Source organism: Streptomyces sp. JB150, assembly GCF_011193355.1.
In the GTDB taxonomy this organism is placed as follows: domain Bacteria; phylum Actinomycetota; class Actinomycetes; order Streptomycetales; family Streptomycetaceae; genus Streptomyces.
Map to the genome: position 1 here is coordinate 6,582,359 of NZ_CP049780.1, position 25,858 is coordinate 6,608,216.

Below are 25,858 nucleotides of genomic sequence, written 5' to 3' on the forward strand. Positions count from 1 at the left end.
CCACCCCTGTCACAGGATCGCCATCCGGCCGTCACGATCATGCCCGACACGGCGGTCGTTTCCGGCCACGTCCGTCCCGTACGACACGCCACGCGCCCTCTTCTGCGCGGGAGTTGATGCCCTGTAGCGTCCGCGGCATGCCGATACGCACGCGCTTCACGATCTGGAGACCGTTCGCGACGGCGGCCACCGCCGCCCTGATGGCCGGCTTCCTCTCCCCCGCCACGGCCCAGGCCGCACCCCGCACCGACCACACCGCACCCGGCACGACGGCCCCGGCCACTCCCGCGGCGGCCCCGGCCGCTCCCGCCGGACCCCGCACCAGCCGGCCCGTCTACTCCTACGACAACGCCATCCGCGAGGCCGTCTGGGTCGACACCCGCCTCGACGGCGACGGCGACGGCCGCACCGACCGCGTCGCCGTGGACATCGTCCGCCCGCGCGAGGCCGCACAGCAGGGCCGCAAGGTCCCCGTCATCATGGACGCCAGCCCGTACTACGCCTGCTGCGGACGCGGCAACGAGAGCCAGAAGAAGACGTACGACGCGGCCGGGAACGTCGTCCAGATGCCGCTGTTCTACGACAACTACTTCGTCCCGCGCGGCTACGCCGTCGTCGGGGTCGACCTGGCCGGAACCAACCGCTCCGACGGCTGTGTGGACGTCGGCGGCCGCTCCGACATCCAGTCCGCGAAGGCCGTCGTCGACTGGCTGAACGGCCGCGCCAAGGCGTACACCACCCGCACCGGCACCACCCGCGCCAAGGCCACCTGGAGCACCGGCCGGACCGGGATGATCGGCAAGAGCTACGACGGCACCGTCGCCAACGGCGTCGCCGCCACCGGCGTCGAGGGCCTGGAGACCATCGTCCCGATCGGCGCGATCTCCTCCTGGTACGACTACTACTTCGCCAAGGGCGCCCCGCTGTTCGACTCCGGCCCCGACGGGCTGGCGTACCGCGTCGAGAGCCCCGAGGCCCGCGCCCGCTGCGCCGCCGTACAGCAGCGCCTCGTCGACGGCGCCCCGCGCACTGGCGACTGGACCCCGCTGTGGACCGAGCGCGACTACGTGCGCCACGCCGACCGGGTCCGCGCCAGCGTCTTCGTCGTCCACGGCACGCAGGACCTCAACGTCCGCGCCAAGCACTTCGGGCAGTGGTGGGACGCGCTCGCGAAGAACGGCGTCGAGCGCAAGATCTGGCTCTCCCAGGTCGGCCACGTCGACCCGTTCGACTTCCGCCGCGCGGCCTGGGTCGACACCCTGCACCGCTGGTTCGACCACGAACTGCTCGGCTACGACAACGGCATCGACGACGAGCCCATGGCCGACATCGAACGCGCACCCGACGAGTGGGTGACGTCGTCCGTGTGGCCGCCGCGCGGCACCCGGGCGGCCACGCTGCGGCCCGCCGAAGGCGCCCTCGACGGCGTCGGCACCCTCGGTCTGCGCCCCGGCACCGGCACCGAGACCTTCACCGACGACCCGCGGCACGACGAGACCGACTGGGCCGCCCGCATCGACCAGGCCACGCCCGACAAGGCGGGCTTCAGCACCGGCCCGCTCACCCGCGACCTGCGGCTGTCCGGCTCCTCGAAGGTGACCGTCACCGCCACGCCGACCACCTCCAGTGCCCACCTCAGCGCCGTCCTGGTGGACCTCGGCCCCGGCACCATCCGCGACTACGCCGACGCCGGCGAGGGCATCACCACCCTCACCGACCGCACCTGCTGGGGCGCGAGCACCGCCGGCGACAGCGCCTGCTTCAAGGAGACCGCGGCGAAGACCGCCGACGTCGACTACACGATCGTCAGCCGCGGCTGGGCCGACCTCGGCAACCACGCCGCCGCCACCGGCGCCCCGCTCACCCCGGGCAAGCCGTACACGATCACCCTCGACCTGGCCGCCACCGACCACGTCGTGCCCGAGGGGCACCGGCTCGCGCTGATCGTCGCCGGGACCGACAAGGACCTGATCGAGCCCCCGTCGAGCACCCCGACGCTCACGCTCGACCTGTCCCGCACCTTCGCGCGCGTCCCGCTCGCCGGCGGCGCGACCGCCTTCGCCCGCGCCACGGCCGGCTCGGCGACCGCCCTGCCCGAGGCCGCCCCGCTGGACGGCGTACGCGAACCCCGTCCCGCCCACCCGGTGCCGTGACCCGGCCCGTGCCGTAGCCCCGCCCCGCGCGAAGGCCCGCTAAGCGGGGGAGGCGCCGAGGACCAGTCCCGCCGCCTCCTCCGCACAACCCCAGGCCACGGTGACGCCCGCGCCGCCGTGGCCGTAGTTGTGCACCAGCGGCCGCCCGTCCGGCAGCGTCTCCCGCTCCAGCCGCACCGCGTCCCGCGCGGGCCGCAGCCCCACCCGGTGCTCCAGCACCCGCGCGCCGGCGATCTCCGGGCGCAGCGCCGCGCACCGCCGCACGATCGCCGCCGCCACCGCCGGATCCGGCTCGGCCGCCCACACGTCCTCCTCGGCCGTGCCGCCCAGCACCAGCCGGCCCGGCTGCGGGAAGACGTACGCCATCTCCCCGTCGGGGCCGGTGGAGACCGTCCACGTGCGGACACCGGGGTTCTCCGTCACGACCAGCTGTCCGCGCACGGGCCGCACCCCTGGATCCGGCACCAGCGTCCGGGCGCCCAGCCCCGTGCAGTTGACCACCACCGGCGCGCCGGGCTCGGACAGCGCCGACACCGCGCGCTCCTCGACCACCCCGCCCGCCGCTCGCAACCGCTCCCGCAGCCACGGCAGATGAACCGCCATGTCGACGAGCGGCAGCCGCGCCCACAGCCCGCTCCCCGGGTACTCGTCCGCCGTCGCGGCCCGCAGCCCGGGCAGCCGCGCCGCCGCCCAGCCGCTCACCTCGTCCAGATCCGTCTCGCCCAGTACCCCTTCGACCATGCGTACGCCGGTCACCTCCGGCCGCGCGGCCAGCTCCTCGTACACGCCCAGCGAACGCAGCGCCCACGCCCGTGCCGCCGCGGCCGGCCGGATCCGGTACGGCCACCACAGGGCGCCCGCGACCGCCGAGGTGGTCCGCTCCACCGGCTCGCGCGACCACAATCGGACCCGCCGCCCGCGTTCGGCCAGCACCACGGCGGTCGTCAGCCCGATGACCCCGCCACCCACCACGACCACGTCGTCCCGCACGTCACCGTCCACGCGGGGGACGGTAGCGGAATGTGTCATGCCGCGCTCAGGACGGTGCCGGACTGGGGATACTCACAGCATGTCTGCCGCGTATGCGACCTTTGGCCTGGCACCGGCGATGCGCGCCGGAGGCGTCCTCGCGGACGGCGCCTACCAGGTGCACCGGGACTTCGTCGACTTCATCGTCGACGGCCGCCCCCTGCTCTTCCGGCTCTCCGACCTGGACGCCGTCTCCCCGCTCGCCGCCGACGTACCGCCCGCCATCTTCACCGCGCAGGTGCGCGCCCTGCTGCTGGAGGCCGACGCGCCGCTGCCCGGCGGACGGTACGTCGTCTACGGCTGCCCCGAGTGCGCCGACCTGGGCTGCGGCGCCGTCACCGCCGTCATCCAACGCGACGGCGACGACTACATCTGGCGGGACTTCGCCTGGCAGACCGAGGAGCGGGCCGACCTCGAACTCAACGGCTACCACGGCATGGGGCCGTTCCGGTTCCGCGGCGAGGAGTACCGCGCGGCCCTGCGCTCCCTGCTCGACACCGCCGGTCCCCACTCCGGTGCCGCCCGCCGCCGGGTGCTGCTCATCGGCGCCCGCGTCGCCGTGCTTGCCAAGCTCGCCGCGGCCCTGCGCACCATCGGCATCGGCGCCGACATCGCCCACGACACCGACCACGTGCCCCCGGAGGAACTGCGCGCCTACGGCGCCGTCGCCTTCGGCCGCGCGGTGGGCCCGCGGGAGCGCGCCGCCGTCCGCGCCGCCTTCGAACGCGCCGGGGCCGACGTGGCCTACGTCGACGGCCTCGCCCCGATCGTCCCGCTGCTCGTCGCCCAGATAGAACACGCCCTCGACCCCAGCCCCGTGGAGCGGCGCCGCCTGACCCGGCTGGTCGCCGCCGACGGCGAGGCGGGCGTCGAGGTCACCTCCCCCTGCCGGGTCGTCCTCACCGCGTACCGCCTCGACCGCCTCTACCGCACCCACACCCGCGAACTCTTCGACGGCGTCCTCGAACCGGGCCGCCACCGCATCCCGCTGGACGCCAGGGCCGTCAGGGGCGAGGCGTACGTCGTCGCGCGGACGACGGGAAGCGTGCTGGTGGAGCCGATGGCCCGGTGAGGAACAGGTGCCCGGCGGGGGAGGGCGGACGTTAGGATCGGCGGTCTGATGACTGCCACCCTCGTCGCCAAGAACCTCGCCGCCGGCCACGGCGACCGCTCGCTGTTCACCGGCCTCGACCTCGTCGTGGCCCCCGGCGACGTGATCGGCCTGGTCGGCGCCAACGGCGCCGGGAAGTCCACCCTGCTGCGCCTGCTCGCCGGCCTCGACACCCCCGAGCAGGGCGAGCTGCGGCTCTCCCCGCCCACCGCGACCGTCGGCCATCTGCCGCAGGAACCGGAGCGGCGGCCGGGGGAGAGCGTGCGGGAGTTCCTGGCCCGCCGCACCGGCGTGGCCGCCGCCCAGCGGGCCATGGACGAGGCCACCGAGGGCCTGGTCGAGGGACGGCCGGGCGCCGACGACGCGTACGCGGCGAGCCTGGAGCGCTGGCTCGGCCTCGGCGGCGCCGACCTCGACGAACGCGCCGAGGAGGTCGCCGACACCCTCGGCCTCGCGGTCGGCCTCGACCAGCCGATGACCTCCCTGTCCGGCGGCCAGGCCGCCCGCGCGGGCCTCGCCTCCCTGCTGCTGTCCCGCTACGACGTCTTCCTCCTCGACGAGCCCACCAACGACCTCGACCTCGACGGCCTGGAACGCCTCGAACGCTTCGTCGCCGGCCTGCGCGCCGGCACCGTCGTCGTCAGCCACGACCGCGAGTTCCTCACCCGCACCGTCACCAAGGTCCTCGAACTGGACCTCGCCCAGCGGCAGATCAACCTCTACGGCGGCGGCTACGAGGCCTACCTGGAGGAACGCGAGACGGCCCGCCGGCACGCCCGCGAGGACTACGAGGAGTACGCCGACAAGCGGGCCGCCCTCCAGGACCGCGCCCAGACGCAGCGCGCCTGGATGGACAAGGGCGTGAAGAACGCCCGGCGCAAGGCGGGCGGCGACAACGACAAGATCGGCCGCAAGTTCCGCAGCGAGGCCAGCGAGAAGCAGGCCGCGAAGGCCCGCCAGACCCAGCGCATGATCGAACGGCTGGAGACGGTCGAGGAGCCCCGCAAGGAGTGGGAGCTGCGCATGGAGATCGCCGCCGCCCCGCGCTCCGGCGCGGTCGTCGCCTCCCTGCGCGACGCGGAGGTGCGGCGCGACGGCTTCACCCTCGGCCCCGTCACCCTCCAGATCGACTGGGCCGACCGGGTCGCCGTGACCGGCGCCAACGGCGCGGGCAAGTCCACCCTGCTCGCCGCGCTCCTCGGCCGCGTCCCGCTCGACGCCGGACACGCGGCCCTCGGCTCCGGCGTCCTGGTCGGCGAGGTCGACCAGGCCCGCAAGCTGTTCCACGGCCCTGAGACCCTGCTGGACGCGTTCCGCGCGGCCGTCCCCGACACCGAGCCGGTCGAGGTCCGCACCCTGCTCGCCAAGTTCGGCCTGAAGTCGGAGCACGTGCTGCGCCCCGCCGCCACCCTCTCCCCGGGCGAGCGCACCCGCGCCGCGCTCGCCCTCCTCCAGGGCCGCGGCGTCAACCTCCTCGTCCTCGACGAGCCGACCAACCACCTCGACCTGCCCGCCATCGAGCAGCTGGAATCCGCCCTCGACGCCTACACGGGCACGCTCCTGCTGGTCACCCACGACCGCCGCATGCTGGACGCGGTCCGCGTGACCCGCCGCCTGGAGGTTGCGGCCGGCAAGGTCACCGAACGCTGAGTCCTGACGTACGGATCATCCGGCTCGGGGAGCGCCGCCCGCGCTGTGCCGTGACCCCGGCTCGCCCCGCCCCCGACGGACAGCATCCGGTGGCACGGCCCACGGCCCCCGGCGCAGCGCACCGTGGGCCGTGGGCCGGGGGCCGTGGGGGTCAGCCCCTGCCGCCCTTCTTCGGGTCGAGCAGGCCCGCGCGGCGCAGCGCGTCGGCCATGGCGCCGTTGGCCGGCGCCGGAGCCTGACGTCCGCCGCCGTTGCCCCCGCTCCCGCTCCCGCTGCCGCGCCCGCGGCCCCCGCCCTGCCGCTGCTGCGGCGGACGGCCGCCCCGCGGCTGACGGCGCTCACCGGACGGCTGCCCGCCCTGCGGAGCCGCCTCGTCGTCCAGCCGCAGCGTCAGCGAGATCCGCTTGCGCGGGATGTCGACGTCGAGCACCTTCACCTTGACGATGTCGCCCGGCTTGACCACGTCACGCGGGTCCTTGACGAACGTCCTCGACATCGCGGAGACGTGCACCAGACCGTCCTGGTGGACACCCACGTCGACGAACGCCCCGAACGCGGCCACGTTCGTGACCACGCCCTCCAGGACCATCCCCGGCTCCAGGTCGGAGATCTTCTCCACGCCCTCCTTGAACGAGGCCGTCCGGAACGCGGGCCGCGGGTCGCGGCCCGGCTTCTCCAGCTCCCTGAGGATGTCGGTGACGGTCGGCAGGCCGAACGTCTCGTCCACGAAGTCCTGCGGCCTGAGCGAGCGCAGCACCCCGGTGTTGCCGATGAGCGCGGCCACCTCCTGGCCGGTGGTCTTCACGATGCGCCGCACCACCGGGTACGCCTCCGGGTGCACGCTGGACGCGTCCAGCGGGTCGTCGCCGCCGCGGATGCGCAGGAAGCCCGCGCACTGCTCGTACGCCTTCGGGCCCAGCCGCGGCACCTTCTTCAGCTGCGCGCGGGAGGTGAAGGGGCCGTTGGCGTCGCGGTGCGCCACGATGTTCTCCGCCAGCCCGGAGGAGATGCCGGAGACCCGCGCCAGCAGCGGCGCGGAGGCGGTGTTCACGTCCACGCCGACGCCGTTCACACAGTCCTCGACGACCGCGTCCAGCGAGCGCGACAGCTTCACCTCGGACAGGTCGTGCTGGTACTGGCCGACGCCGATCGACTTCGGATCGATCTTCACCAGCTCGGCCAGCGGGTCCTGCAGCCGGCGCGCGATCGACACCGCGCCGCGCAGCGACACGTCCAGCTCGGGCAGCTCCTGGGAGGCGAACGCCGACGCCGAGTACACCGAGGCGCCCGCCTCGGACACCATCACCTTGGTGAGCTTCAGCTCGGGGTGCCTGGCGATGAGTTCCCCGGCGAGCTTGTCGGTCTCGCGGGACGCGGTGCCGTTGCCGATCGCGATCAGCTCGACCGCGTGGGTCTTCGCCAGCCGGGCCAGCTTGGCGATCGCCTCGTCCCACTTGTTGGCCGGGACGTGCGGGTAGATCACGTCGGTGGCGACGACCTTGCCGGTGGCGTCGACGACGGCCACCTTCACGCCCGTACGGAAACCGGGGTCCAGGCCCAGCGTGGCGCGCGTGCCCGCCGGGGCCGCCAGCAGCAGGTCCCGCAGGTTCGCCGCGAACACCTTGACCGCCTCGTCCTCGGCGGCCGTGCGCAGCCGCAGCCGCAGGTCGATGCCGAGGTGGACGAGGACGCGGGTGCGCCAGGCCCAGCGGACCGTGTCCGTCAGCCACTTGTCGGCGGGGCGGCCCCGGTCGGCGATGCCGAAGCGGTGCGCGATGATCCCCTCGTACGACGACGGGCCGTCGGTGGGCTCCTCCGGCTCCAGGACGAGGTCCAGGACCTCTTCCTTCTCGCCGCGCAGCATCGCCAGGATCCGGTGCGAGGGCAGCTCGGTGAAGGGCTCCGCGAAGTCGAAGTAGTCGGAGAACTTCGCACCGGCCTCCTCCTTGCCCTCCCGCACCCTGGCCACGAGCCGCCCGCGCACCCACATGCGCTCGCGCAGCTCGCCGATCAGGTCGGCGTCCTCCGAGAACCGCTCGGTGAGGATGGCGCGCGCGCCGTCCAGCGCGGCCTGCGCGTCGGCGACACCCTTGGCCGGGTCCACGAAGGCCGCGGCGGCGGCCGCCGGCTCGACGCTCGGGTCGCCCAGCAGGCCGTCCGCCAGCGGCTCGAGACCGGCCTCGCGGGCGATCTGCGCCTTGGTGCGGCGCTTGGGCTTGAACGGCAGGTAGATGTCCTCCAGGCGCGCCTTCGTCTCGGCGCCCCGGATCCGGGCCTCCAGCTCCTCGGTCAGCTTGCCCTGCTCGCGCACCGAGTCCAGGATCGCGGCGCGCCGCTCCTCCAGCTCCCGCAGATAGCGCAGCCGCTCCTCGATCGTGCGCAGCTGCGCGTCGTCGAGCATCTCGGTCGCTTCCTTGCGGTAGCGCGCGATGAAGGGCACCGTCGAACCGCCGTCCAGCAGCTCGACGGCGGCCTTGACCTGCCGCTCCCTGACGCCGAGCTCCTCGGCGATCCTGCCTTCGATGGACCCTGCTCCGAGGGACCCGGGTGTCGTCACGATCCCGTACCGCCTTCTCACTCCGGTTGCGCGGCAATTGTGGCAGGTGGCACCGACAACCGGGGCTCAGGGCCGGTCGGGCGTCGCGACGTGGCGCGGGGCGACCCCTACGCCCGGCGCCCGGAGGCCGAGGCGCCGCCGAAGAGCCGGGCCAGCGCGCGGAAGGGCAGGGTGACCACCGTGGCGATGGCGCCGCCGATCTGTCGCAGTACGTCCGCGATTGCACGGAACACGTCGATCTCCTCTTCGTCGTCCAGGGTTCCGGGTCACTGCTACGCGGCGTCGGGTACCTCAGCCGGCCTCCGGCACACATGGCGGAAAAGACGGGTTCCGGCTCACGCAGACGCGGTCCAGGTGAAGCGCGGCGAGCGGCGCTCCAGGAACGCGGCGACGCCCTCCGCGGTGTCGCCGCTCTCCCGCGCCCGCGCCGCCCAGTGCTCGTCCCGGTCGGTCCGCCCGTTGGCGAACTCCTTGGCCGCCGCCTGCGTCAGCTGCGAGCGCGCCGTGAGGATCCGGGTGAACTCGGCCACGCGCTTGCCGAGTTCCCCCTCCGGCAGCACCTCGTCCACCAGCCCCGTCCGCAGCGCCCGCTCGGCGTCGATCAACTCGCCGGAGAACAGCAGGTACTTCGCGGTGGCCGGGCCCACCAGCGACACCAGCCGCCGGGTGGAGGACGCCGGGTAGACGATCCCGAGCTTCGCCGGCGTCACCCCGAACAGCGCGCCCTGCTCCGCGAACCGCAGATCACAGGCCGCCGCGAGCTGCGACCCACCGCCCACACAATGCCCCCGGACCGCCGCCAGCGTCGGCTTCGGGAACGCCGCGAGCGCCTCCTCGGCGGCCACCGCCAGCCCTTGCGCCTCCTCCGGCGATCCCTGGAGCGTGGAGATGTCGGCGCCCGCGCAGAAGGTGGCGCCCTCACCCGTCAGCACCAGCGCGCGGACCTCCGGATCGGCGGCCAGCGTGTCGAGCAGCGGCGGCAGCGCCCGCCACATCGCGGCGGTCATGGCGTTGCGCTTGGCCGGGTGGCGGATGACGACGGTGGCGACCGAGTCGGCGACGCGGTGCAGCAGCTGGGGCTCCATGCGCGGGATGCTAGCGCCGGCCCTCGTCCGCCGGGATCGCCACCCGTCTCGTACTGGCCTCCTGGCCGAGCGGCAGCCCGTACGCGGACCGGCCGGAGGGGGACGACAAACCCGTACAACCCGAATAGTTCGCAAAGTCGGCACGGGCGGGACAGGAGCAGTCCCCCAACCGACCGCGTCATACGCCAACGGTGCAAAAACGAGCGATAATCGCTGACTTGTGTTCAGCTCTCCGGCACGGCCGGGCCCGTTGTCACCATTCGACGTGTGGTGACAATCGAGCGCGAGGGTGGCGACCGGACGATGGCAGGCGGCGCAGAGGCACCCCTTGAGGAGAAGACGCCCGATCCGCTGCCGTACGAGGGCGTGTGGAGGTTCACCGCCCCCGCCGTCGACGCCTCGGTCCCGCAGGCCCGGCACGCCGTACGGGACCTGCTGCTGCGTCAGTCCGTCCCCATCTGCGACGACACCGCCCAAGGGCTGCTGCTGATCGTGTCGGAGCTGGTCACGAACGCCGTCCGGCACGCGGCGCTGCTGTCGCCGATGCTCGCCGTGGAGGTCGCCGTGGGCGCCGACTGGGTGCGGGTCTCGGTGGAGGACAACCATCCGTACCGCCCCACCGCCCTGGAGGCCGACCACGCGCAGACCGGCGGCCGGGGACTGCTCCTGGTCCGGGAGATCACCCGGGAGGCGGGCGGGGTGTGCGACGTCGAGCACACGGCGAGCGGCGGCAAGGTGATCTGGGCCGCCCTGCCCCTCGCCCCCGCGCACCCGGCCTGAGAACGCGTCCGGCAGAGCGGACGCGCCCGGTCGGGGGACGCACCCGGTCGAGCGGCGGCGTCCGGTCGAGCGGAGGCGTCCGGCCCGGCCGCCGGGTGCCGGCCGGAGACACCGGGTTGAGGGTTCCGGGCGGCCCCGGCGGCGGCTACCAGCCCGCCGACGGCCCGGTCAGTTCCCTGATCGCCGGGCGGGCCGCGTCCAGCACCGTCATGAACCACGCCGAGAACGGGTCCCCGGCGTGCCGCTCCGCCAGCTCGGCCGAGGTCACGAACGCGGTGGCGCCGACCTCCTCCGGGTCGGGAGCGAGCGGCGACTGCACCAGGCCCACGAACAGGTGGTTGTACTCCTGCTCCACCAGACCGGACGCCGGGTCCGGGTGGTTGTAGCGCACCGTGCCCGCCTCGGCCAGCAGCGACGGGGAGACCCCCAGCTCCTCGTACGTACGCCGGGCCGCCGCCGCGAAGGGTGCCTCACCGGGATACGGATGACCGCAGCAGGTGTTGGACCACACACCGGGGGAGTGGTACTTGCCGAGCGCCCGCTGCTGCAGCAGCAGCCGGCCCCGCTCGTCGAACAGGAAGACCGAGAAGGCCCGGTGCAGCTGCCCGGGGGGCTGATGGGCCGCCAGCTTCTCCGCGGTGCCGATCGTGACGCCGTTCTCGTCGACCAGTTCCAGCAAGATCGCGTCCGCGGTGCCGCTCGACGTGCTGTGCGTCGCGGTGGCAGGTGTGATCGGCATACCCATCCTTCGCCTCGTTCCTCGCGCCCCAGTCTGCCGTACGAATCCGGCACTCCCGGCACTTCCCGGCCCGACCCGCATGTCCCGTCCGGGACGCCATCGGGAAAGGGGCCCGGTAGGTGATCGTGCCCGGGGCGCTGTGCCAGGAACCGTGCGCACTGGTGTGCGGTCAACCGGGCCGGTGCTGCCCCTGACCCGGCCGGTGCCGGTGCCGGTGCCCCGGCCGGTGCCGGTGCCCCGGCCGGGTCAGGGGCACAGCCGGGGGCGCTGTCAGTGACACAGCCGGGGCCCTGTCAGTGGCACAGCCGGGCCTCGTGCTCCGCGTGGCCGCTCGGCTCCAGCTGGAACGTGCAGTGCTCCACGTCGAAGTGGTCGCCGAGACACCCCTGCAGCTCGTGCAGCATCTTCTCGTGCCCGATCGCGCCGAGGAGGTCGGGGCGGACGACGACGTGCGCGGACAGCACCGGCATGCCCGAGGTGATCGTCCACGCGTGCAGGTCGTGCACGTCCTCCACGCCGTCCAGCGCCAGTATGTGGGCACGCACCTCCGCCATGTCGACGCCCTTCGGCGCCGACTCCAGCAGCACGTCCAGCGTCTCGCGCAGCAGCTTCAAGGTGCGCGGCACGATCATCAGCCCGATGACCAGCGAGGCGATCGGGTCGGCGGCCTGCCAGCCGGTGGTGAGGATCACCGCCGCCGAGATCAGCACCGCCACCGAGCCCAGCGCGTCCGCCGCCACCTCGAGGAAGGCGCCGCGTACGTTCAGGCTCTCCTTCTGGCCGCGCATCAGCAGGGTGAGCGAGATCATGTTCGCCACCAGGCCGATCCCGCCGAACACCAGGGTCAGTCCGCCCTCGGTGCCCGCCGGGGTGATGAACCGCTGGATCGCCTCGTACAGCACATAGCCGCCGACGCCGAGCAGCAGCAGACAGTTGGCGAGCGCGGCCAGGATCTCGGCGCGGGCATAGCCGAAGGTCCGCGTCTCGGTCGGGGGCAGGTTGGCGAAGTGGATCGCCAGCAGTGCCATGCCGAGCCCCAGCGCGTCCGTCGCCATGTGGGCCGCGTCGGCGATCAGCGCGAGCGAGTCCGCCAGCACCCCGCCGGCGATCTCCACCAGCATCACGGTGACCGTGATGCCCAGCGCGATCCGCAGCCGGCCCCGGTACGCCGCGGCGGCCGTACCGGAGGCCGGTACGGCGTGCGCGTGTCCGTGGTCGTGCCCAGCCCCCATGAAAGCCGCCTCCCGTGATCGGTCCGGATCACAGTGAACTACGGGTGGGGGGTATCGGGCAACGCGGCACTGAACACCGTTGTCATATGCTCTGACCTGCGGAAACGATCCGCTGGTCAGAGCGGTGCGGTGCTCAGCGGCCGTGGTGCAGCAGCCAGCCCCGCCACGCCGACTCGACCATCTCGCGTACCCCTCGGCCGGCCGTCCACCCGAGTTCGGCCGCGGCCCGCCCGGCGGCGGCGACGGCGCGCGGGGCGTCCCCGGCGCGGCGCGGCTCGACGACGGCCGGCCGGGTGTCCCCGGTCACTTCGCCGATCAGCGTGATCAGCTCCCGCACCGAGACGCCCTCGCCGCGGCCGATGTTCAGCGTCAGATCGCCCGCCGCGTCCCCGCCGGACAGCCGGCGGACCGCCGCGAGATGCGCCTCGGCGAGGTCGGCGACATGGATGTAGTCGCGCACACAGGTGCCGTCCGGGGTCGGATAGTCGTCACCGAAAATTTGCGGCGCCTCGTCGCGGGTCAGCCGGTCGAAGACCATCGGTACGACGTTGTGGACGCCTGTGTCGGCCAGCTCGGGGGTGGCCGCGCCGGCCACGTTGAAGTACCGCAGGCACACGGTCGCGATGCCGTGCGCCCGGCCCGCGGCCCGTACCAGCCACTCACCGGCCAGCTTGGTCTCGCCGTACGGGTTCACCGGCGCGCAGGGCGTGTCCTCCGTGATGAGGTCCACATCCGGGTTGCCGTAGACGGCCGCCGAGGACGAGAACAGGAACCGCCGGATCCCGGCCGCGGCGACCTCGTCCAGCAGCGTCGCCAGCCCGCCCACGTTCTCCTGGTAGTACCAGGTGGGGCGCGCGACCGACTCGGCCACCTGCTTGCGCGCGGCGAGATGCACCACACCGGTCACCTCGTGCTCGGCGAAGACCCGCCTCAGCAGCTCGGCGTCCGTCGCCGAGCCACGCACCAGCGGCACGCCGTCCGGCAGCCGCGCGGGCACCCCCGCCGACAGGTCGTCCAGGGCGACGACCCGCTCCCCGGCCCCGGCCATGGCCCGTGCCACATGAGCCCCGATATATCCGGCACCGCCGGTGATCAGCCACGTCATGGTCGCCCACCCTAATCCGGTCTCCGCCGGGGAGCCGAGTCCGCACGGCCCGGCCGGCGCGCTCCGCGCGGCTGCGGGCACCGCTCCGCCACGCTCCGGAACCGCCCCCTCACCGCCGCCGCGCGCCTCGATCGTCGTATGTCATGTATGTCCGTTCTGGACGTCTGGTTTTGTGCCCCGGCCCTCGGAGCCCTCATGATGATCACGGCGGAGCGGCGCGCGGCGCGGGGCGTCCGGGCCGTGAACAGGCGGTGAACACGGGCCTCCGATCATCCGATAGCCTCTGCCGACATGCCGCCGCCTGGCGCAGCCGATGGGCAGCCCAAGGGGCGCCCCCACCATGTTCAGGCCCGGCGCCGTCCGCGTCGGCACGCAGGGAGTGAGTTCGGTTGTCGACCGCCATCCTCACCGGTCAGCCGGTCCCCGGATCGTCGATCGAGGGCGATCTGCGGTCCCTCGGCTTCGAGGTGCGCACCGCCGCCGACGCCGCCGACGCCGAGACACTGCTCGCGCAGGTACCCGGTGACCAGCGCGTCGCGGTCGTCGACGCGCGCTTCGTCGGTCACGTACACGCCCTGCGGCTCGGTCTGACCGACCCCCGCTTCCCGCTGGCCGCCATCCCCGGCGCCGTCACGGCCCAGCCGGCCGGCCGCCAGGCCCTGACCCGCGCGATGGCCCGCGAGAACACCTCCGACAGCGCCACCGCCCCCGCCGACGGCGACACCGCGCTCGCCGTCGCCGGCCTCGCCGACCGCGTCGTCACCGCGCTCGACGCCGACGGCGCCGCCGTGCACCGCCCCGAGCTGGGCAGCCTCGTCGCCACCGTCCCCACGGACCCGCAGACCCGCAACGAGGCCCGCCAGGCCGTGGCCGCCGTCGACGACGAGGCGATCCGGCTGAAGTCCGCCGTGAAGGCCCGCGACGGCTTCTTCACGACCTTCTTCATCAGCCCGTACTCCCGCTACATCGCCCGCTGGTGCGCCCGCCGCGGCCTGACCCCCAACCAGGTCACCACCGCCTCCCTGCTCACCGCGCTGATCGCGGCGGGCTGCGCGGCCACCGGTACCCGCGGCGGCTTCGTCGCGGCCGGCGTCCTGCTCATCGCCTCCTTCGTGCTGGACTGCACCGACGGCCAGCTCGCCCGCTACTCCCTGCAGTACTCCACCCTCGGCGCCTGGCTCGACGCCACCTTCGACCGCGCCAAGGAGTACGCCTACTACGCGGGCCTCGCCCTCGGCGCCGCCCGCGGCGGCGACGACGTCTGGGCGCTCGCCCTCGGCGCGATGGTCCTCCAGACCTGCCGGCACGTGGTCGACTTCTCCTTCAACGAGGCCAACCACGACGCCACCGCCAACACCAGCCCCACCGCCGCCCTGTCCGACAAGCTGGACAGCGTCGGCTGGACGGTCTGGGTGCGCCGCATGATCGTCCTGCCGATCGGCGAACGCTGGGCGATGATCGCCGTCCTGACCGCCGTCACCACGCCCCGCGTCACCTTCTACGCCCTGCTCGCCGGCTGCGCGTTCGCGGCGACGTACACGACGGCGGGCCGCGTGCTGCGCTCGCTGACCCGCAAGGCGAAGCGGACGGACCGCGCGGCCACCGCGCTCGCCGACCTCGCCGACTCCGGCCCGCTCGCCCAGGCCCTCGCCAGGGCGCTCAGGAACCCCGCCCGCCGGCTGCCCGGCTTCGCCGTCCCGGCGCTCGCCCTGCTCGGCGGCGCCGCGGTCGTCGCCACCGCCGCGTTCACCGGGTCCGGCCCGTGGACGGTCGTCGCCGCCCTCGGCTACGCCCTCACCTCCGGTCTCGCCGTCGCCCGCCCCCTCAAGGGCGCCCTCGACTGGCTCGTCCCGCCGTTCTTCCGCGCCGCCGAGTACGGCACGGTCCTCGCGCTCGCGGTCGACGCGGGGGTGAACGGAGCGCTGCCGGCGGCTTTCGGGCTGGTGGCGGCCGTCGCCTACCATCACTACGACACGGTGTACCGCATCCGCGGCAACGCCGGCGCGCCCCCGGCCTGGCTGGTGCGCGCCACCGGGGGACACGAGGGGCGGACCCTGCTCGTCACCGTCCTGGCCGCGGTGCTCACCGCCGCGCAGTTCACGGTCGCGCTCACGGCCCTCGCCGTGGCCGTCGCCCTGCTGGTGCTCGTCGAGAGCATCCGCTTCTGGGTCTCCGCTGGAGCCCCTGCCGTACACGATGAAGGAGAACCCGCATGATCGGCCTCGTGCTGGCGGCCGGCGCCGGACGGCGTCTGCGCCCCTACACCGACAGCCTGCCCAAGGCGCTGGTGCCGGTGGGGCCCGCGGGCATAGAGGGCGAACCGACGGTTCTCGACCTGACCCTCGCCAACTTCGCCGAGGTCGGCCTGACCGAGGCCGCCATCATCGTCGGCTACCGCAAGGAGGCCGTGTACGAGCGCAAGGCGGCCCTGGAGGCGAAGTACGGCCTGAAGCTCACCCTCATCGACAACGACAAGGCCGAGGAGTGGAACAACGCCTACTCCCTGTGGTGCGGCCGTGACGCCCTCAAGGACGGCGTGATCCTCGCCAACGGCGACACCGTCCACCCGGTCTCCGTCGAGAAGACCCTGCTCGCCGCCCGCGGCAACGGCAAGAAGATCATCCTTGCCCTGGACACGGTGAAGAGCCTGGCCGAGGAGGAGATGAAGGTCGTCGTCGACCCCGAGAAGGGCATGACGAAGATCACCAAGCTGATGGACCCGGCCGAGGCCACCGGCGAGTACATCGGCGTCACCCTCATCGAGGGCGACGCCGCCCCGGAGCTGGCCGACGCGCTGAAGACGGTCTGGGAGAGCGACCCGCAGCAGTTCTACGAGCACGGCTATCAGGAGCTGGTCAACCGCGGCTTCCGCATCGACGTCGCGCCGATCGGCGAGGTCGACTGGGTCGAGATCGACAACCACGACGATCTCGCCCGGGGACGGGAGATCGCGTGCCGGTACTGACCAGGCTCATCCCCTCCCCGCTCGTCGTCGACATCCGCCCCGGCGCCCTCGACGACCTCGCCTGCGTCCTCGCCGACGAGCGCATCTCGCACTCCGGCCGGCTCGCCGTCGCCGTCAGCGGCGGCTCCGGCGCGCGGCTGCGCGAGCGGGTCGCCCCGCAGCTGCCCGGCGCCACCTGGTACGAGGTCGGCGGCGGCACCCTCGACGACGCGGTCCGGCTGGCGAGCGACATAAAGGCCGGCCACTACGACGCGGTCGTCGGCCTCGGCGGCGGCAAGATCATCGACTGCGCCAAGTTCGCCGCGGCCCGCGTCGGCCTGCCCCTGGTCGCCGTGCCGACGAACCTCGCGCACGACGGCCTGTGCTCGCCGGTCGCCACCCTCGACAACGACGCCGGGCGCGGCTCCTACGGCGTGCCCAACCCGATCGCCGTCGTCATCGACCTCGACGTCATCCGCGAGGCCCCGGTCCGCTACGTCCGGGCCGGCATCGGCGACGCCGTCTCCAACGTCTCCGCCATCGCGGACTGGGAGCTGGCCAACCGGGTCAAGGGCGAGAAGATCGACGGACTGGCCGCGGCCATGGCCCGCCAGGCCGGCGAGGCCGTGCTGCGCCACCCCGGCGGCATCGGGGACAACGACTTCCTCCAGGTGCTCGCCGAGGCGCTGGTCCTCAGCGGCATCGCCATGTCCGTGTCGGGCGACTCCCGCCCCTCCTCCGGGGCCTGCCACGAGATCAACCACGCCTTCGACCTGCTGTTCCCCAAGCGGGCCGCGGCCCACGGCGAGCAGTGCGGGCTGGGCGCGGCCTTCGCGATGTACTTGCGCGGGGCCCACGAGCAGTCGGCGTACATGGCCGGGGTGCTGCGCCGGCACGGCCTGCCGGTGCTGCCCGAGGAGATCGGCTTCACCCCGGAGGAGTTCGTCCGGGTCGTCGAGTTCGCCCCGGAGACCCGGCCCGGCCGCTACACGATCCTCGAGCACCTCGACCTGAAAACCGACCAGATCAAGGACATCTACGCCGACTATGTCAAGGCCATCGGTAGCTGAACTCCGCCCGGTCGTCCACCCCCCGGGGGTGAAGGACCGGCGCAGCGGTGAGCACTGGATGGGACGCCTCTACATGCGTGAGGTGTCCCTGCGGGTCGACCGCTACCTGGTGAACACCAGGGTCACGCCCAACCAGCTCACGTACCTGATGACCGTCTGCGGCGTCCTCGCGGCCCCGGCACTGCTGGTGCCGGGGATCCCGGGGGCGGTGCTCGGCGTGATCATGGTCCAGCTGTATCTGCTGCTCGACTGCGTCGACGGCGAGATCGCCCGCTGGAAGAAGCAGTACTCGCTCGGCGGGGTCTACCTCGACCGCGTCGGCGCCTACCTCACCGACGCCGCCGTCCTCGTCGGGCTCGGGCTGCGCGCCGCCGACCTGTGGGGCGAGGGCCGCATCGACTGGCTGTGGGCCTTCCTCGGCACCCTGGCCGCGCTCGGCGCGATCCTGATCAAGGCCGAGACCGACCTCGTCGGGGTGGCCCGCCACCAGGCCGGCAAGCCGCCGGTGCAGGAGTCCGCGGCCGAGCCGCGCTCCTCCGGCATGGCGCTGGCCCGCCGGGCCGCGGCCGCGCTGAAGTTCCACCGGCTGATCCTCGGCATCGAGGCCTCGCTGCTGATCCTGGTCCTGGCCATCGCCGACCACGTCGACGGCGGCCTGTTCTTCACCCGGCTCGGTACCGCCGTCCTCGCGGGCATCGCGCTGCTGCAGACCGTGCTGCACCTGGTGTCCATCCTCGCGTCGAGCAGGCTGAGGTGAGGCCGGTGCCGGCAGCGGAGACCTCCCTGAAGGTCGGCGCGGTGATCATCACCATGGGCAACCGCCCCGAGGAACTGCGCGCCCTCCTCGACTCGGTCGCCAAGCAGGACGGCGACCCCGTCGAGGTCGTGGTGGTCGGCAACGGCTCGCCCGTCCCGGACGTCCCCGAGGGCGTGCGCACCATCGAGCTGCCCGAGAACCTGGGCATCCCCGGCGGCCGCAACGTCGGCATCGAGGCCTTCGGGCCCGGCGGCCGCGACGTCGACATCCTGCTCTTCCTCGACGACGACGGCCTGCTCGCCCGCACCGACACCGCCGAGCTGTGCCGCAGGGCGTTCGCCGCCGACGACCGGCTCGGCATCATCAGCTTCCGCATCGCCGACCCCGACACCGGCGTCACCCAGCGCCGCCACGTGCCGCGGCTGCGCGCCTCGGACCCGATGCGCTCCTCGCGGGTCACCACCTTCCTCGGCGGCGCCAACGCCGTCCGTACGCAGGTCTTCGCCGAGGTCGGCGCACTGCCGGACGAGTTCTTCTACGCGCACGAGGAGACCGACCTCGCCTGGCGGGCCCTCGACGCGGGCTGGATGATCGACTACCGGTCGGACATGGTGCTGTACCACCCGACGACCGCCCCCTCCCGGCACGCGGTCTACCACCGGATGGTCGCCCGCAACCGCGTCTGGCTGGCCCGGCGCAACCTGCCCGCCCTGCTCGTCCCCGTGTACCTGGGCGTCTGGCTGCTGCTGACCCTGGCGCGCCGCCCGTCGCGGCCCGCGCTGAAGGCGTGGTTCGGCGGATTCCGGGAAGGCTGGACGACGCCGTGCGGTCCCCGCCGGCCCATGAAGTGGCGTACGGTGTGGCGGCTGACCCGGCTGGGCCGGCCCCCGGTGATCTGACAAGCTCGTCCCTGAGCGTCGCAGCCGGGCCACGACCCGGCCCCGCTCACGCCAGGCCCGCACCGGCCGCGCATCTTCGAAGACGAAAGTGTCCAGTAGTGAGTGAGACAACGCACGACGGCGGAGTCGCCGTGACCGAGCCACCGTCGCCCGACGAGCGGCTGACGCCGGCCGAGCTCGCCGCGAAGTACGGCCTGACCGTCAGCGGCGCCCGGCCCTCGCTCGTCGAGTACGTCCGCCGGCTGTGGGGACGGCGTCACTTCATCGTCGCCTTCTCCCAGGCCAAGCTGACCGCCCAGTACAGCCAGGCCAAGCTCGGCCAGCTGTGGCAGGTCGCCACCCCGCTGCTCAACGCCCTCGTCTACTACCTGATCTTCGGGCTGATCCTGGACGCGGGCCGCGGCATGTCCAAGGACGTGTACATCCCGTTCCTGGTCACCGGCGTCTTCGTCTTCACCTTCACCCAGTCCTCGGTGATGGCCGGCGTCCGCGCGATCTCCGGCAACCTCGGCCTGGTGCGGGCCCTGCACTTCCCGCGCGCCTCGCTGCCGATCTCCTTCGCGCTCCAGCAGCTCCAGCAGCTGCTGTTCTCGATGGTCGTGCTGGTCGCGGTGGCCTGCGGCTTCGGCAGCTACCCGGACCTGTCCTGGCTGCTGATCGTGCCGGTGCTGCTCCTGCAGTTCCTGTTCAACACCGGCCTCGCCCTGATCGTGGCGCGGATGGGCGCGAAGACCCCGGACCTCGCCCAGCTGATGCCGTTCGTGATGCGCACCTGGATGTACGCCTCCGGGGTGATGTTCTCCATCCCGATCATGCTGGAGGGCAAGCCGGCCTGGATCGCGGACGTCCTGCAGTGGAACCCCGCCGCCATCTACATGGACCTGATGCGGTTCGCGCTGATCGACGGCTACGGCTCCGAGAACCTGCCCCCGCACGTGTGGGCGGTCGCCCTCGGCTGGGCGGTGCTCGTCGCCGTCGGCGGCTTCGTGTACTTCTGGAAGGCGGAGGAGAGGTACGGCCGTGGCTGAGCAGCGCCCGGGGGAGCGGATCCCCACCGTCATCGCCGACGACCTGCACATCGTCTACCGCGTCAACGGCGCCAGGACCGGCAAGGGCAGCGCCACCGCCGCGCTCAGCCGGATGCTCAGGCGGGGCTCCGACGACACGGCGCGCGGAGTGCGCAAGGTGCACGCCGTGCGCGGCGTCTCCTTCGTCGCCTACCGCGGCGAGGCCATCGGCCTGATCGGCTCCAACGGCTCCGGCAAGTCCACCCTGCTGCGCGCCATCGCCGGCCTCCTCCCCGCCGAGAAGGGCAAGGTCTACACCGACGGCCAGCCCTCGCTCCTCGGCGTGAACGCGGCGCTGATGAACGACCTGACCGGCGAGCGCAACGTCATATTGGGCGGGCTGGCGATGGGCATGTCCCGCGAGCAGATCAGGGAGCGCTACCAGGAGATCGTCGACTTCTCCGGCATCAACGAGAAGGGCGACTTCATCACCCTGCCGATGCGCACCTACTCCTCCGGCATGGCCGCCCGGCTGCGGTTCTCGATCGCCGCCGCGAAGGACCACGACGTCCTCATGATCGACGAGGCGCTGGCCACCGGCGACCGCAAGTTCCAGAAGCGCTCCGAGGACCGCATCCGGGAGCTGCGCAAGGAGGCCGGCACGGTCTTCCTGGTCAGCCACAACAACAAGTCCATCCGCGACACCTGCAACCGCGTGCTCTGGCTGGAGCGCGGCGAGCTGCGGATGGACGGGCCGACCGACGAGGTCCTGAAGGAGTACGAGAAGTTCACGGGCAAGTGACCCCGTGCGCCCAGGGCCCCGCCGGAACCCTCCGGCGGGGCCCGGCGTGTGCGGAGAAGACGTCAACTCCTGCCGCGGGCCGGAATCTTGGGGCCGATCGGTGTGTTCTCGTGATGCGCGGGACACCCTCGCGGACCGGTCCGCGTTGTACAACGTAAGCTGTAGCGGTGCCGAATCGCGGCAAGTGGGGAGATAATGCGCGCCTCCCTCCGCCGGGCGGCCGGGTGAACGCCGGGCGGCGTGTCCGAAATAGTGTGAATTGGGTCGGCAGTGTAGAACGGGAGATGTGACGGCAATGGCTACGGAAACTCCCCGGCTCCCCGAAGCATGTGCCGTCCCCGCCCGAGGCAGCGCACGGTGACGGCGGTCGGCACCGCACACCGCGCCGACCCGGAGCGCGCCACGCTCGGCAAGGCCGCGGGCGAGAACTTCCCCGTGGCCCCGTTCTTCCTGCCCCGGGCCTGGCGCGCCGACCTGATGGCGGTCTACGGCTTCGCCCGCCTCGTCGACGACATCGGCGACGGCGACCTCGCCCCCGGCGGTGCCGACGCCCGCCTGCTCGGCGTCGCCCCGGATCGGGCCGAGGACCGCCTGGCCCTGCTCGACGCCTTCGAGGCCGACCTGCGCCGGGTCTTCGACGGCGAACCCCGCCACCCGCTGCTGCGCCGGCTCCAGCGGACCGTCCGCCGCCGCTCGCTCACCCCCGAGCCGTTCCTCGGGCTGATCGCCGCCAACCGCCAGGACCAGCTCGTCGGCCGCTACGAGACCTACGACGACCTGCTCGCCTACTGCGAGCTGTCCGCCAACCCCGTCGGCCGTCTGGTCCTCGCCGTCACCGGCACCGCCACCCCCGAGCGGATCCGCCGCTCCGACATGATCTGCACCGCCCTGCAGATCGTCGAACACCTCCAGGACGTCGCCGAGGACCTCGGCCGCGACCGGATCTACCTGCCCGCCGCGGACATGAGGCGCTTTCACGTCCGCGAGGCGGACCTCGCCACCCCCTCGGCGGGCGCGTCGGTGCGCGCGCTGGTCGCGTACGAAGCGCAACGCGCCCGCGATCTGCTGAATGAAGGCGCCCCCCTCGTGGGTAGCGTGCAGGGCAGGCTCAGGCTGCTGCTCGCGGGGTTCGTGGCGGGGGGGAGGGCGGCCGTCGACGCGATCGCCGCCGCCGACTACGACGTACTTCCCGGCCCGCCCAAGCCCGGCAAGCTCCGGTTGCTGCGCGCGGTGGGCGTGACTCTGCGAGGAGAGGGGTGATCCGGGCCGTGGAGTCGGAACCACACGTGTCCGCACCGGTACTCGCCGCCTACCGTTACTGCGAGGCCGTCACCGGCCAGCAGGCCCGCAACTTCGCCTACGGCATCCGGCTGCTGCCGACGCCCAAGCGCCGCGCGATGTCGGCGCTGTACGCGTTCTCCCGGCGGGTCGACGACATCGGCGACGGCGCGCTCACCGGCGAGGTGAAGACGGCCAGGCTCGAGGAGACCCGGTCGCTGCTCACCCGGATCCGCGAGGACGGCATCGACGAGGACGACACCGACCCGGTCGGCGTCGCCCTCGCGCACGCCGCCCGGACCTTCCCGATCCCGCTCGGCGGCCTGGACGAGCTGATCGACGGCGTGCTGATGGACGTGCGCGGCGAGACCTACGAGACCTGGGACGACCTCAAGCGCTACTGCCGCTGTGTGGCCGGCGCCATCGGCCGCCTCTCCCTCGGCGTGTTCGGCACCGAACCGGGAGCCCGTGACGCCGAACGCGCCCCCGAGTACGCCGACACGCTCGGGCTGGCCCTCCAGCTGACCAACATCCTGCGCGACGTCCGCGAGGACGCCGAGGGCGGGCGCACCTATCTGCCCGCCGACGACCTGGCCAAGTTCGGCTGCTCCGGCGGGTTCGCCGGACCGACCCCGCCGGAGGGCTCCGACTTCGCCGGCCTCGTCCACTTCGAGGTCCGCCGCGCCCGCGCCCTGTTCGCCGAGGGCTACCAGCTGCTCCCCATGCTCGACCGGCGCAGCGGCGCCTGCGTCGCTGCCATGGCCGGCATCTACCGCCGCCTCCTGGACCGCATCGAACGCGACCCCGAGGCGGTGCTGCGCGGCCGCGTCTCCCTGCCGGGACGGGAGAAGGCCTACGTCGCCGTCCGCGGCCTGTCCGGCCTCGACACCCGCCACGTCACCCGGCGCACCGTCAGGAGGCGCGTCTGATGCGGCACACGGTCAAGCGGGACGCAACCCTCCGCCGCGAGGGCGCGTCCCTGTCGGCGGCGGTCCGTACCGGAAGCCGCCCGCGCGGCGCGGGCGCGGGGGAGGGCGCACGATGACCGACGGCGCGACAGAGGCACGGGTGCCGGCCGGTGTCCCGTCGGGACAGGGCCGTCGCGCCGTGGTGGTCGGCGGCGGGCTCGCCGGGATCACCGCCGCGCTCGCGCTCGCCGACGCCGGCGTGCGCGTCACCCTGCTCGAAGGCCGGCCCCGGCTCGGCGGCCTCGCCTTCTCCTTCCGGCGCGGCGAGCTGACCGTCGACAACGGCCAGCACGTCTACCTGCGCTGCTGCACCGCCTACCGCTGGTTCCTCGAGCGCGTCGACGGTGCGGCGCTGGCCCCGCTCCAGAACCGGCTCGACGTCCCCGTGCTCGACCTCACCAAGCCCGAGGGCCGGCGGCTCGGCCGGCTGCGGCGCGACGCGCTGCCCGTCCCGCTGCACTTGGGGCGCAGCCTCGCGACGTACCCGCACCTCTCGCTCGCCGAGCGCGCCCGGGTCGGCCGGGCCGCACTCGCGCTCCAGCAGCTCGACCTCACCGATCCGGCCCTGGACGGCCAGGACTTCGGCAGCTGGCTGACCGCGCACGGCCAGTCCGCGCGTGCCGTCGAGGCCCTGTGGGACCTGGTCGGCGTCGCCACCCTCAACGCGGTCGCCGGCGACAGCTCCCTGGGGCTCGCCGCGATGGTCTTCAAGACCGGCCTCCTCTCCGAGCCCGGCGCGGCGGACATCGGCTGGGCCCGCGTCCCGCTGGGCGAACTGCACGACCGGCTGGCCCGCAAGGCACTCGACGCCGCCGGCGTACGCACCGCACTCCGTACCCGCGTCACCGCCATCTCCCAAGGCCACGACGGCCGTTGGAGCGTCCAGGTGCCCGGCGAGAGCATCGAGGCGGACGCGGTCGTGCTCGCCGTACCACAGCGCGAGACGCACGACCTGCTGCCGGCCGGTGCCCTCGACGCCCCCGAACGGCTGCTGCGGATCGGCACCGCGCCGATCCTCAACATCCACGTCGTCTACGACCGCATGGTGCTGAACACCCCGTTCCTCACCGCGCTCGGCACCCCCGTGCAGTGGGTCTTCGACCGCACCGAGGCGTCCGGACTGACCGGCGGCCAGTACCTGGCGCTGTCCCAGTCCGCCGCGCACGACGAGATCGACGCCCCGGTGGCCGCGCTGCGCGAGCGCTACCTGCCCGAGCTGGAACGGCTCCTGCCCCGCACCCGCGGCGCCGGAGTCAAGGACTTCTTCGTCACCCGGGAGCGCACCGCCACCTTCGCTCCCGCCCCCGGCGTCGGGCGGCTGCGGCCCGGCGCCCGCACCAAGGCCCCCGGCCTGTACCTGGCCGGAGCGTGGACCGCCACCGGGTGGCCCGCGACCATGGAGAGTGCGGTCCGCAGCGGCATCAGCGCGGCGGACGCCGCGCTGCGCGCCCTCGGCCGGCCCCGCCCCCGTCACCTCTTCGACGTCGAGGAGGCCGCCTGATGAACGGGCCGAACGGCGTGGCCGGCCCCCGCACCCCCGGTATCGCAACAAGAGGAGAGACTGTGCCCACTGTGCCCCCGGCCTCGAAGGCCGCTCGAGAGACCGCGGTGGACGTGACCGCGCTCCTGGAGCGCGGCCGGACCCTGGCCGCACCGGTACTGCGAGCGGCCATCGACCGCCTGGCGCCTCCCATGGACACGGTCGCCGCCTACCACTTCGGCTGGATCGACGCCGACGGCAACCCGGCCTCCGGCGACAGCGGCAAGGCCGTGCGCCCCGCGCTGGCCGTGCTGTCCGCCGAGGTCACCGGGGCCGCCCCGGAGATCGGCGTGCCCGGCGCCGTCGCCGTCGAACTGGTCCACAACTTCTCCCTGCTCCACGACGACCTGATGGACGGCGACGAACAGCGCCGCCACCGCGACACCGTCTGGAAGGTGCACGGCCCCGCCCAGGCGATCCTGGTCGGCGACGCCCTGTTCGCCCTCGCCAACGAACTGCTGCTGGAGCTGGGCACCGTCGAGGCCGGCCGCGCCACCCGCCGGCTGACCACCGCGAGCCGTGCCCTGATCGACGGCCAGGCCCAGGACATCTCCTACGAGCACCGCGACCGGGTCAGCGTCGAGGAGTGCCTGGAGATGGAGGGCAACAAGACCGGCGCCCTGCTCGCCTGCGCCTGCTCCATCGGCGCGGTGCTCGGCGGCGCCGACGACCGCACCGCCGACACCCTGGAGAAGTACGGTTACCACCTCGGCCTCGCCTTCCAGGCCGTGGACGACCTGCTCGGCATCTGGGGCGACCCGGAGGCCACCGGCAAGCAGACCTGGAGCGATCTGCGCCAGCGCAAGAAGTCGCTGCCCGTCGTGGCCGCGCTCGCCGCCGGCGGCAGCGCCTCCGAGCGGCTCGGCGAGATCCTCGCCGCCGACGCCAAGAGCAGCGACTTCGCCACCTTCTCCGAGGAGGAGTTCGCCGCCCGCGCCGCCCTCATCGAGGAGGCGGGCGGCCGCGAGTGGACCGCCGAGGAGGCGCGCCGCCAGTACGCCATCGCCCTGGACGCCCTCGACGCCGTGGACATGCCCGACCGGGTGCGGGCCCAGTTCGCCGCGCTCGCCGACTTCGTCGTCGTACGGAAGAGATGATCACTATCGGCCGAATAGCCCTCGCGTAGTCGCCGGCCGGTGCGCGCAGCCGCGC

Annotated in this window: 22 protein-coding genes; 15 read left to right on the forward strand and 7 right to left on the reverse strand. The window is 73.3% G+C overall.

The window, feature by feature from the left end; translation table 11 throughout:
- The first annotated feature begins 137 nt into the window (after positions 1-137).
- Positions 138-2,153, forward strand: a complete 2,016-nt coding sequence (locus G7Z13_RS29970; protein ID WP_166003448.1) for a Xaa-Pro dipeptidyl-peptidase — start codon at positions 138-140, stop codon at positions 2,151-2,153.
- A 39-nt stretch (positions 2,154-2,192) separates the two neighbouring features.
- Here G7Z13_RS29970 and G7Z13_RS29975 read toward each other — a convergent pair whose 3' ends face one another.
- Positions 2,193-3,155, reverse strand: a complete 963-nt coding sequence (locus G7Z13_RS29975; RefSeq protein WP_240926390.1) for an FAD-dependent oxidoreductase — start codon at positions 3,153-3,155, stop codon at positions 2,193-2,195.
- A 67-nt stretch (positions 3,156-3,222) separates the two neighbouring features.
- Here G7Z13_RS29975 and G7Z13_RS29980 point away from each other — a divergent pair, with 67 nt between their 5' ends.
- Positions 3,223-4,254 carry an oxidoreductase gene (locus G7Z13_RS29980; RefSeq protein WP_166003452.1) on the forward strand — a complete coding sequence of 344 codons (1,032 nt, stop codon included), beginning with the start codon at positions 3,223-3,225 and terminating at the stop codon, positions 4,252-4,254.
- A gap of 48 nt (positions 4,255-4,302) precedes the next feature.
- A complete protein-coding gene (locus G7Z13_RS29985; RefSeq protein ID WP_166003453.1) occupies positions 4,303-5,943 on the forward strand; it encodes an ABC-F family ATP-binding cassette domain-containing protein in 1,641 nt (546 codons plus the stop codon).
- Between the two features lie 151 nt (positions 5,944-6,094).
- Here the strand turns inward: G7Z13_RS29985 and G7Z13_RS29990 are convergent, their stop codons facing one another.
- The 3 genes from G7Z13_RS29990 to G7Z13_RS29995 form a co-directional block, all read right to left on the reverse strand.
- Positions 6,095-8,500: a Tex family protein gene (locus G7Z13_RS29990; RefSeq protein WP_166003455.1), complete on the reverse strand. Its 2,406-nt coding sequence runs from the start codon at positions 8,498-8,500 to the stop codon at positions 6,095-6,097.
- A gap of 107 nt (positions 8,501-8,607) precedes the next feature.
- On the reverse strand, positions 8,608-8,733 hold the full coding sequence (locus G7Z13_RS34165; protein WP_277347426.1) for an LPFR motif small protein: 126 nt from the start codon (positions 8,731-8,733) through the stop codon (positions 8,608-8,610).
- A 102-nt stretch (positions 8,734-8,835) separates the two neighbouring features.
- Positions 8,836-9,585, reverse strand: a complete 750-nt coding sequence (locus tag G7Z13_RS29995; protein ID WP_166003456.1) for an enoyl-CoA hydratase/isomerase family protein — start codon at positions 9,583-9,585, stop codon at positions 8,836-8,838.
- A gap of 303 nt (positions 9,586-9,888) precedes the next feature.
- Here G7Z13_RS29995 and G7Z13_RS30000 point away from each other — a divergent pair, with 303 nt between their 5' ends.
- Positions 9,889-10,365: an ATP-binding protein gene (locus G7Z13_RS30000; RefSeq protein ID WP_166003458.1), complete on the forward strand. Its 477-nt coding sequence runs from the start codon at positions 9,889-9,891 to the stop codon at positions 10,363-10,365.
- 145 nt (positions 10,366-10,510) lie between these two features.
- Here G7Z13_RS30000 and idi read toward each other — a convergent pair whose 3' ends face one another.
- The 3 genes from idi to galE form a co-directional block, all read right to left on the reverse strand.
- The gene (idi, locus tag G7Z13_RS30005; protein WP_166003459.1) at positions 10,511-11,104 is read right to left on the reverse strand and encodes an isopentenyl-diphosphate Delta-isomerase; all 594 of its coding nucleotides are present in this window, start codon (positions 11,102-11,104) and stop codon (positions 10,511-10,513) included.
- A gap of 293 nt (positions 11,105-11,397) precedes the next feature.
- Positions 11,398-12,336 carry a cation diffusion facilitator family transporter gene (locus tag G7Z13_RS30010; RefSeq protein ID WP_166003461.1) on the reverse strand — a complete coding sequence of 313 codons (939 nt, stop codon included), beginning with the start codon at positions 12,334-12,336 and terminating at the stop codon, positions 11,398-11,400.
- Between the two features lie 133 nt (positions 12,337-12,469).
- Complete coding sequence (gene galE, locus G7Z13_RS30015; RefSeq protein WP_166003463.1) at positions 12,470-13,441, reverse strand: UDP-glucose 4-epimerase GalE; 972 nt, start codon at positions 13,439-13,441, stop codon at positions 12,470-12,472.
- Between the two features lie 389 nt (positions 13,442-13,830).
- Here galE and G7Z13_RS30020 point away from each other — a divergent pair, with 389 nt between their 5' ends.
- The 11 genes from G7Z13_RS30020 (at position 13,831) to G7Z13_RS30070 (ending at position 25,803) form a co-directional block, all read left to right on the forward strand.
- Complete coding sequence (locus tag G7Z13_RS30020; RefSeq protein WP_166003465.1) at positions 13,831-15,657, forward strand: DUF5941 domain-containing protein; 1,827 nt, start codon at positions 13,831-13,833, stop codon at positions 15,655-15,657.
- Entirely contained in the window at positions 15,654-16,406 is a 753-nt protein-coding gene (locus G7Z13_RS30025) for a phosphocholine cytidylyltransferase family protein (protein WP_166003466.1), read from the forward strand. The genes G7Z13_RS30020 and G7Z13_RS30025 overlap by 4 nt, the downstream gene beginning before the upstream one ends.
- Entirely contained in the window at positions 16,394-17,455 is a 1,062-nt protein-coding gene (locus G7Z13_RS30030) for an iron-containing alcohol dehydrogenase family protein (RefSeq protein WP_166003468.1), read from the forward strand. The genes G7Z13_RS30025 and G7Z13_RS30030 overlap by 13 nt, the downstream gene beginning before the upstream one ends.
- Positions 17,433-18,212 carry a CDP-alcohol phosphatidyltransferase family protein gene (locus G7Z13_RS30035; RefSeq protein ID WP_166003470.1) on the forward strand — a complete coding sequence of 260 codons (780 nt, stop codon included), beginning with the start codon at positions 17,433-17,435 and terminating at the stop codon, positions 18,210-18,212. The genes G7Z13_RS30030 and G7Z13_RS30035 overlap by 23 nt, the downstream gene beginning before the upstream one ends.
- Before the next feature lie 26 nt (positions 18,213-18,238).
- Positions 18,239-19,111 (forward strand): glycosyltransferase, encoded by an 873-nt coding sequence (locus tag G7Z13_RS30040; RefSeq protein ID WP_166005440.1) that lies wholly within the window; start codon positions 18,239-18,241, stop codon positions 19,109-19,111.
- Positions 19,112-19,209: 98 nt separating this feature from the next.
- Positions 19,210-20,139: an ABC transporter permease gene (locus G7Z13_RS30045; RefSeq protein WP_166003472.1), complete on the forward strand. Its 930-nt coding sequence runs from the start codon at positions 19,210-19,212 to the stop codon at positions 20,137-20,139.
- Positions 20,132-20,920 carry an ABC transporter ATP-binding protein gene (locus G7Z13_RS30050; protein ID WP_166003474.1) on the forward strand — a complete coding sequence of 263 codons (789 nt, stop codon included), beginning with the start codon at positions 20,132-20,134 and terminating at the stop codon, positions 20,918-20,920. Before G7Z13_RS30045 ends, G7Z13_RS30050 begins: the two co-directional genes overlap by 8 nt.
- 357 nt (positions 20,921-21,277) lie before the next feature.
- Entirely contained in the window at positions 21,278-22,180 is a 903-nt protein-coding gene (gene hpnC, locus G7Z13_RS30055) for a squalene synthase HpnC (protein WP_166003476.1), read from the forward strand.
- A complete protein-coding gene (gene hpnD / locus G7Z13_RS30060; protein ID WP_166003477.1) occupies positions 22,177-23,127 on the forward strand; it encodes a presqualene diphosphate synthase HpnD in 951 nt (316 codons plus the stop codon). Before hpnC ends, hpnD begins: the two co-directional genes overlap by 4 nt.
- Before the next feature lie 112 nt (positions 23,128-23,239).
- Positions 23,240-24,667 carry a hydroxysqualene dehydroxylase HpnE gene (gene hpnE, locus G7Z13_RS30065; RefSeq protein ID WP_166003479.1) on the forward strand — a complete coding sequence of 476 codons (1,428 nt, stop codon included), beginning with the start codon at positions 23,240-23,242 and terminating at the stop codon, positions 24,665-24,667.
- Positions 24,667-25,803, forward strand: a complete 1,137-nt coding sequence (locus G7Z13_RS30070) for a polyprenyl synthetase family protein (RefSeq protein WP_166003481.1) — start codon at positions 24,667-24,669, stop codon at positions 25,801-25,803. The genes hpnE and G7Z13_RS30070 overlap by 1 nt, the downstream gene beginning before the upstream one ends.
- Positions 25,804-25,858 lie beyond the last annotated feature (55 nt).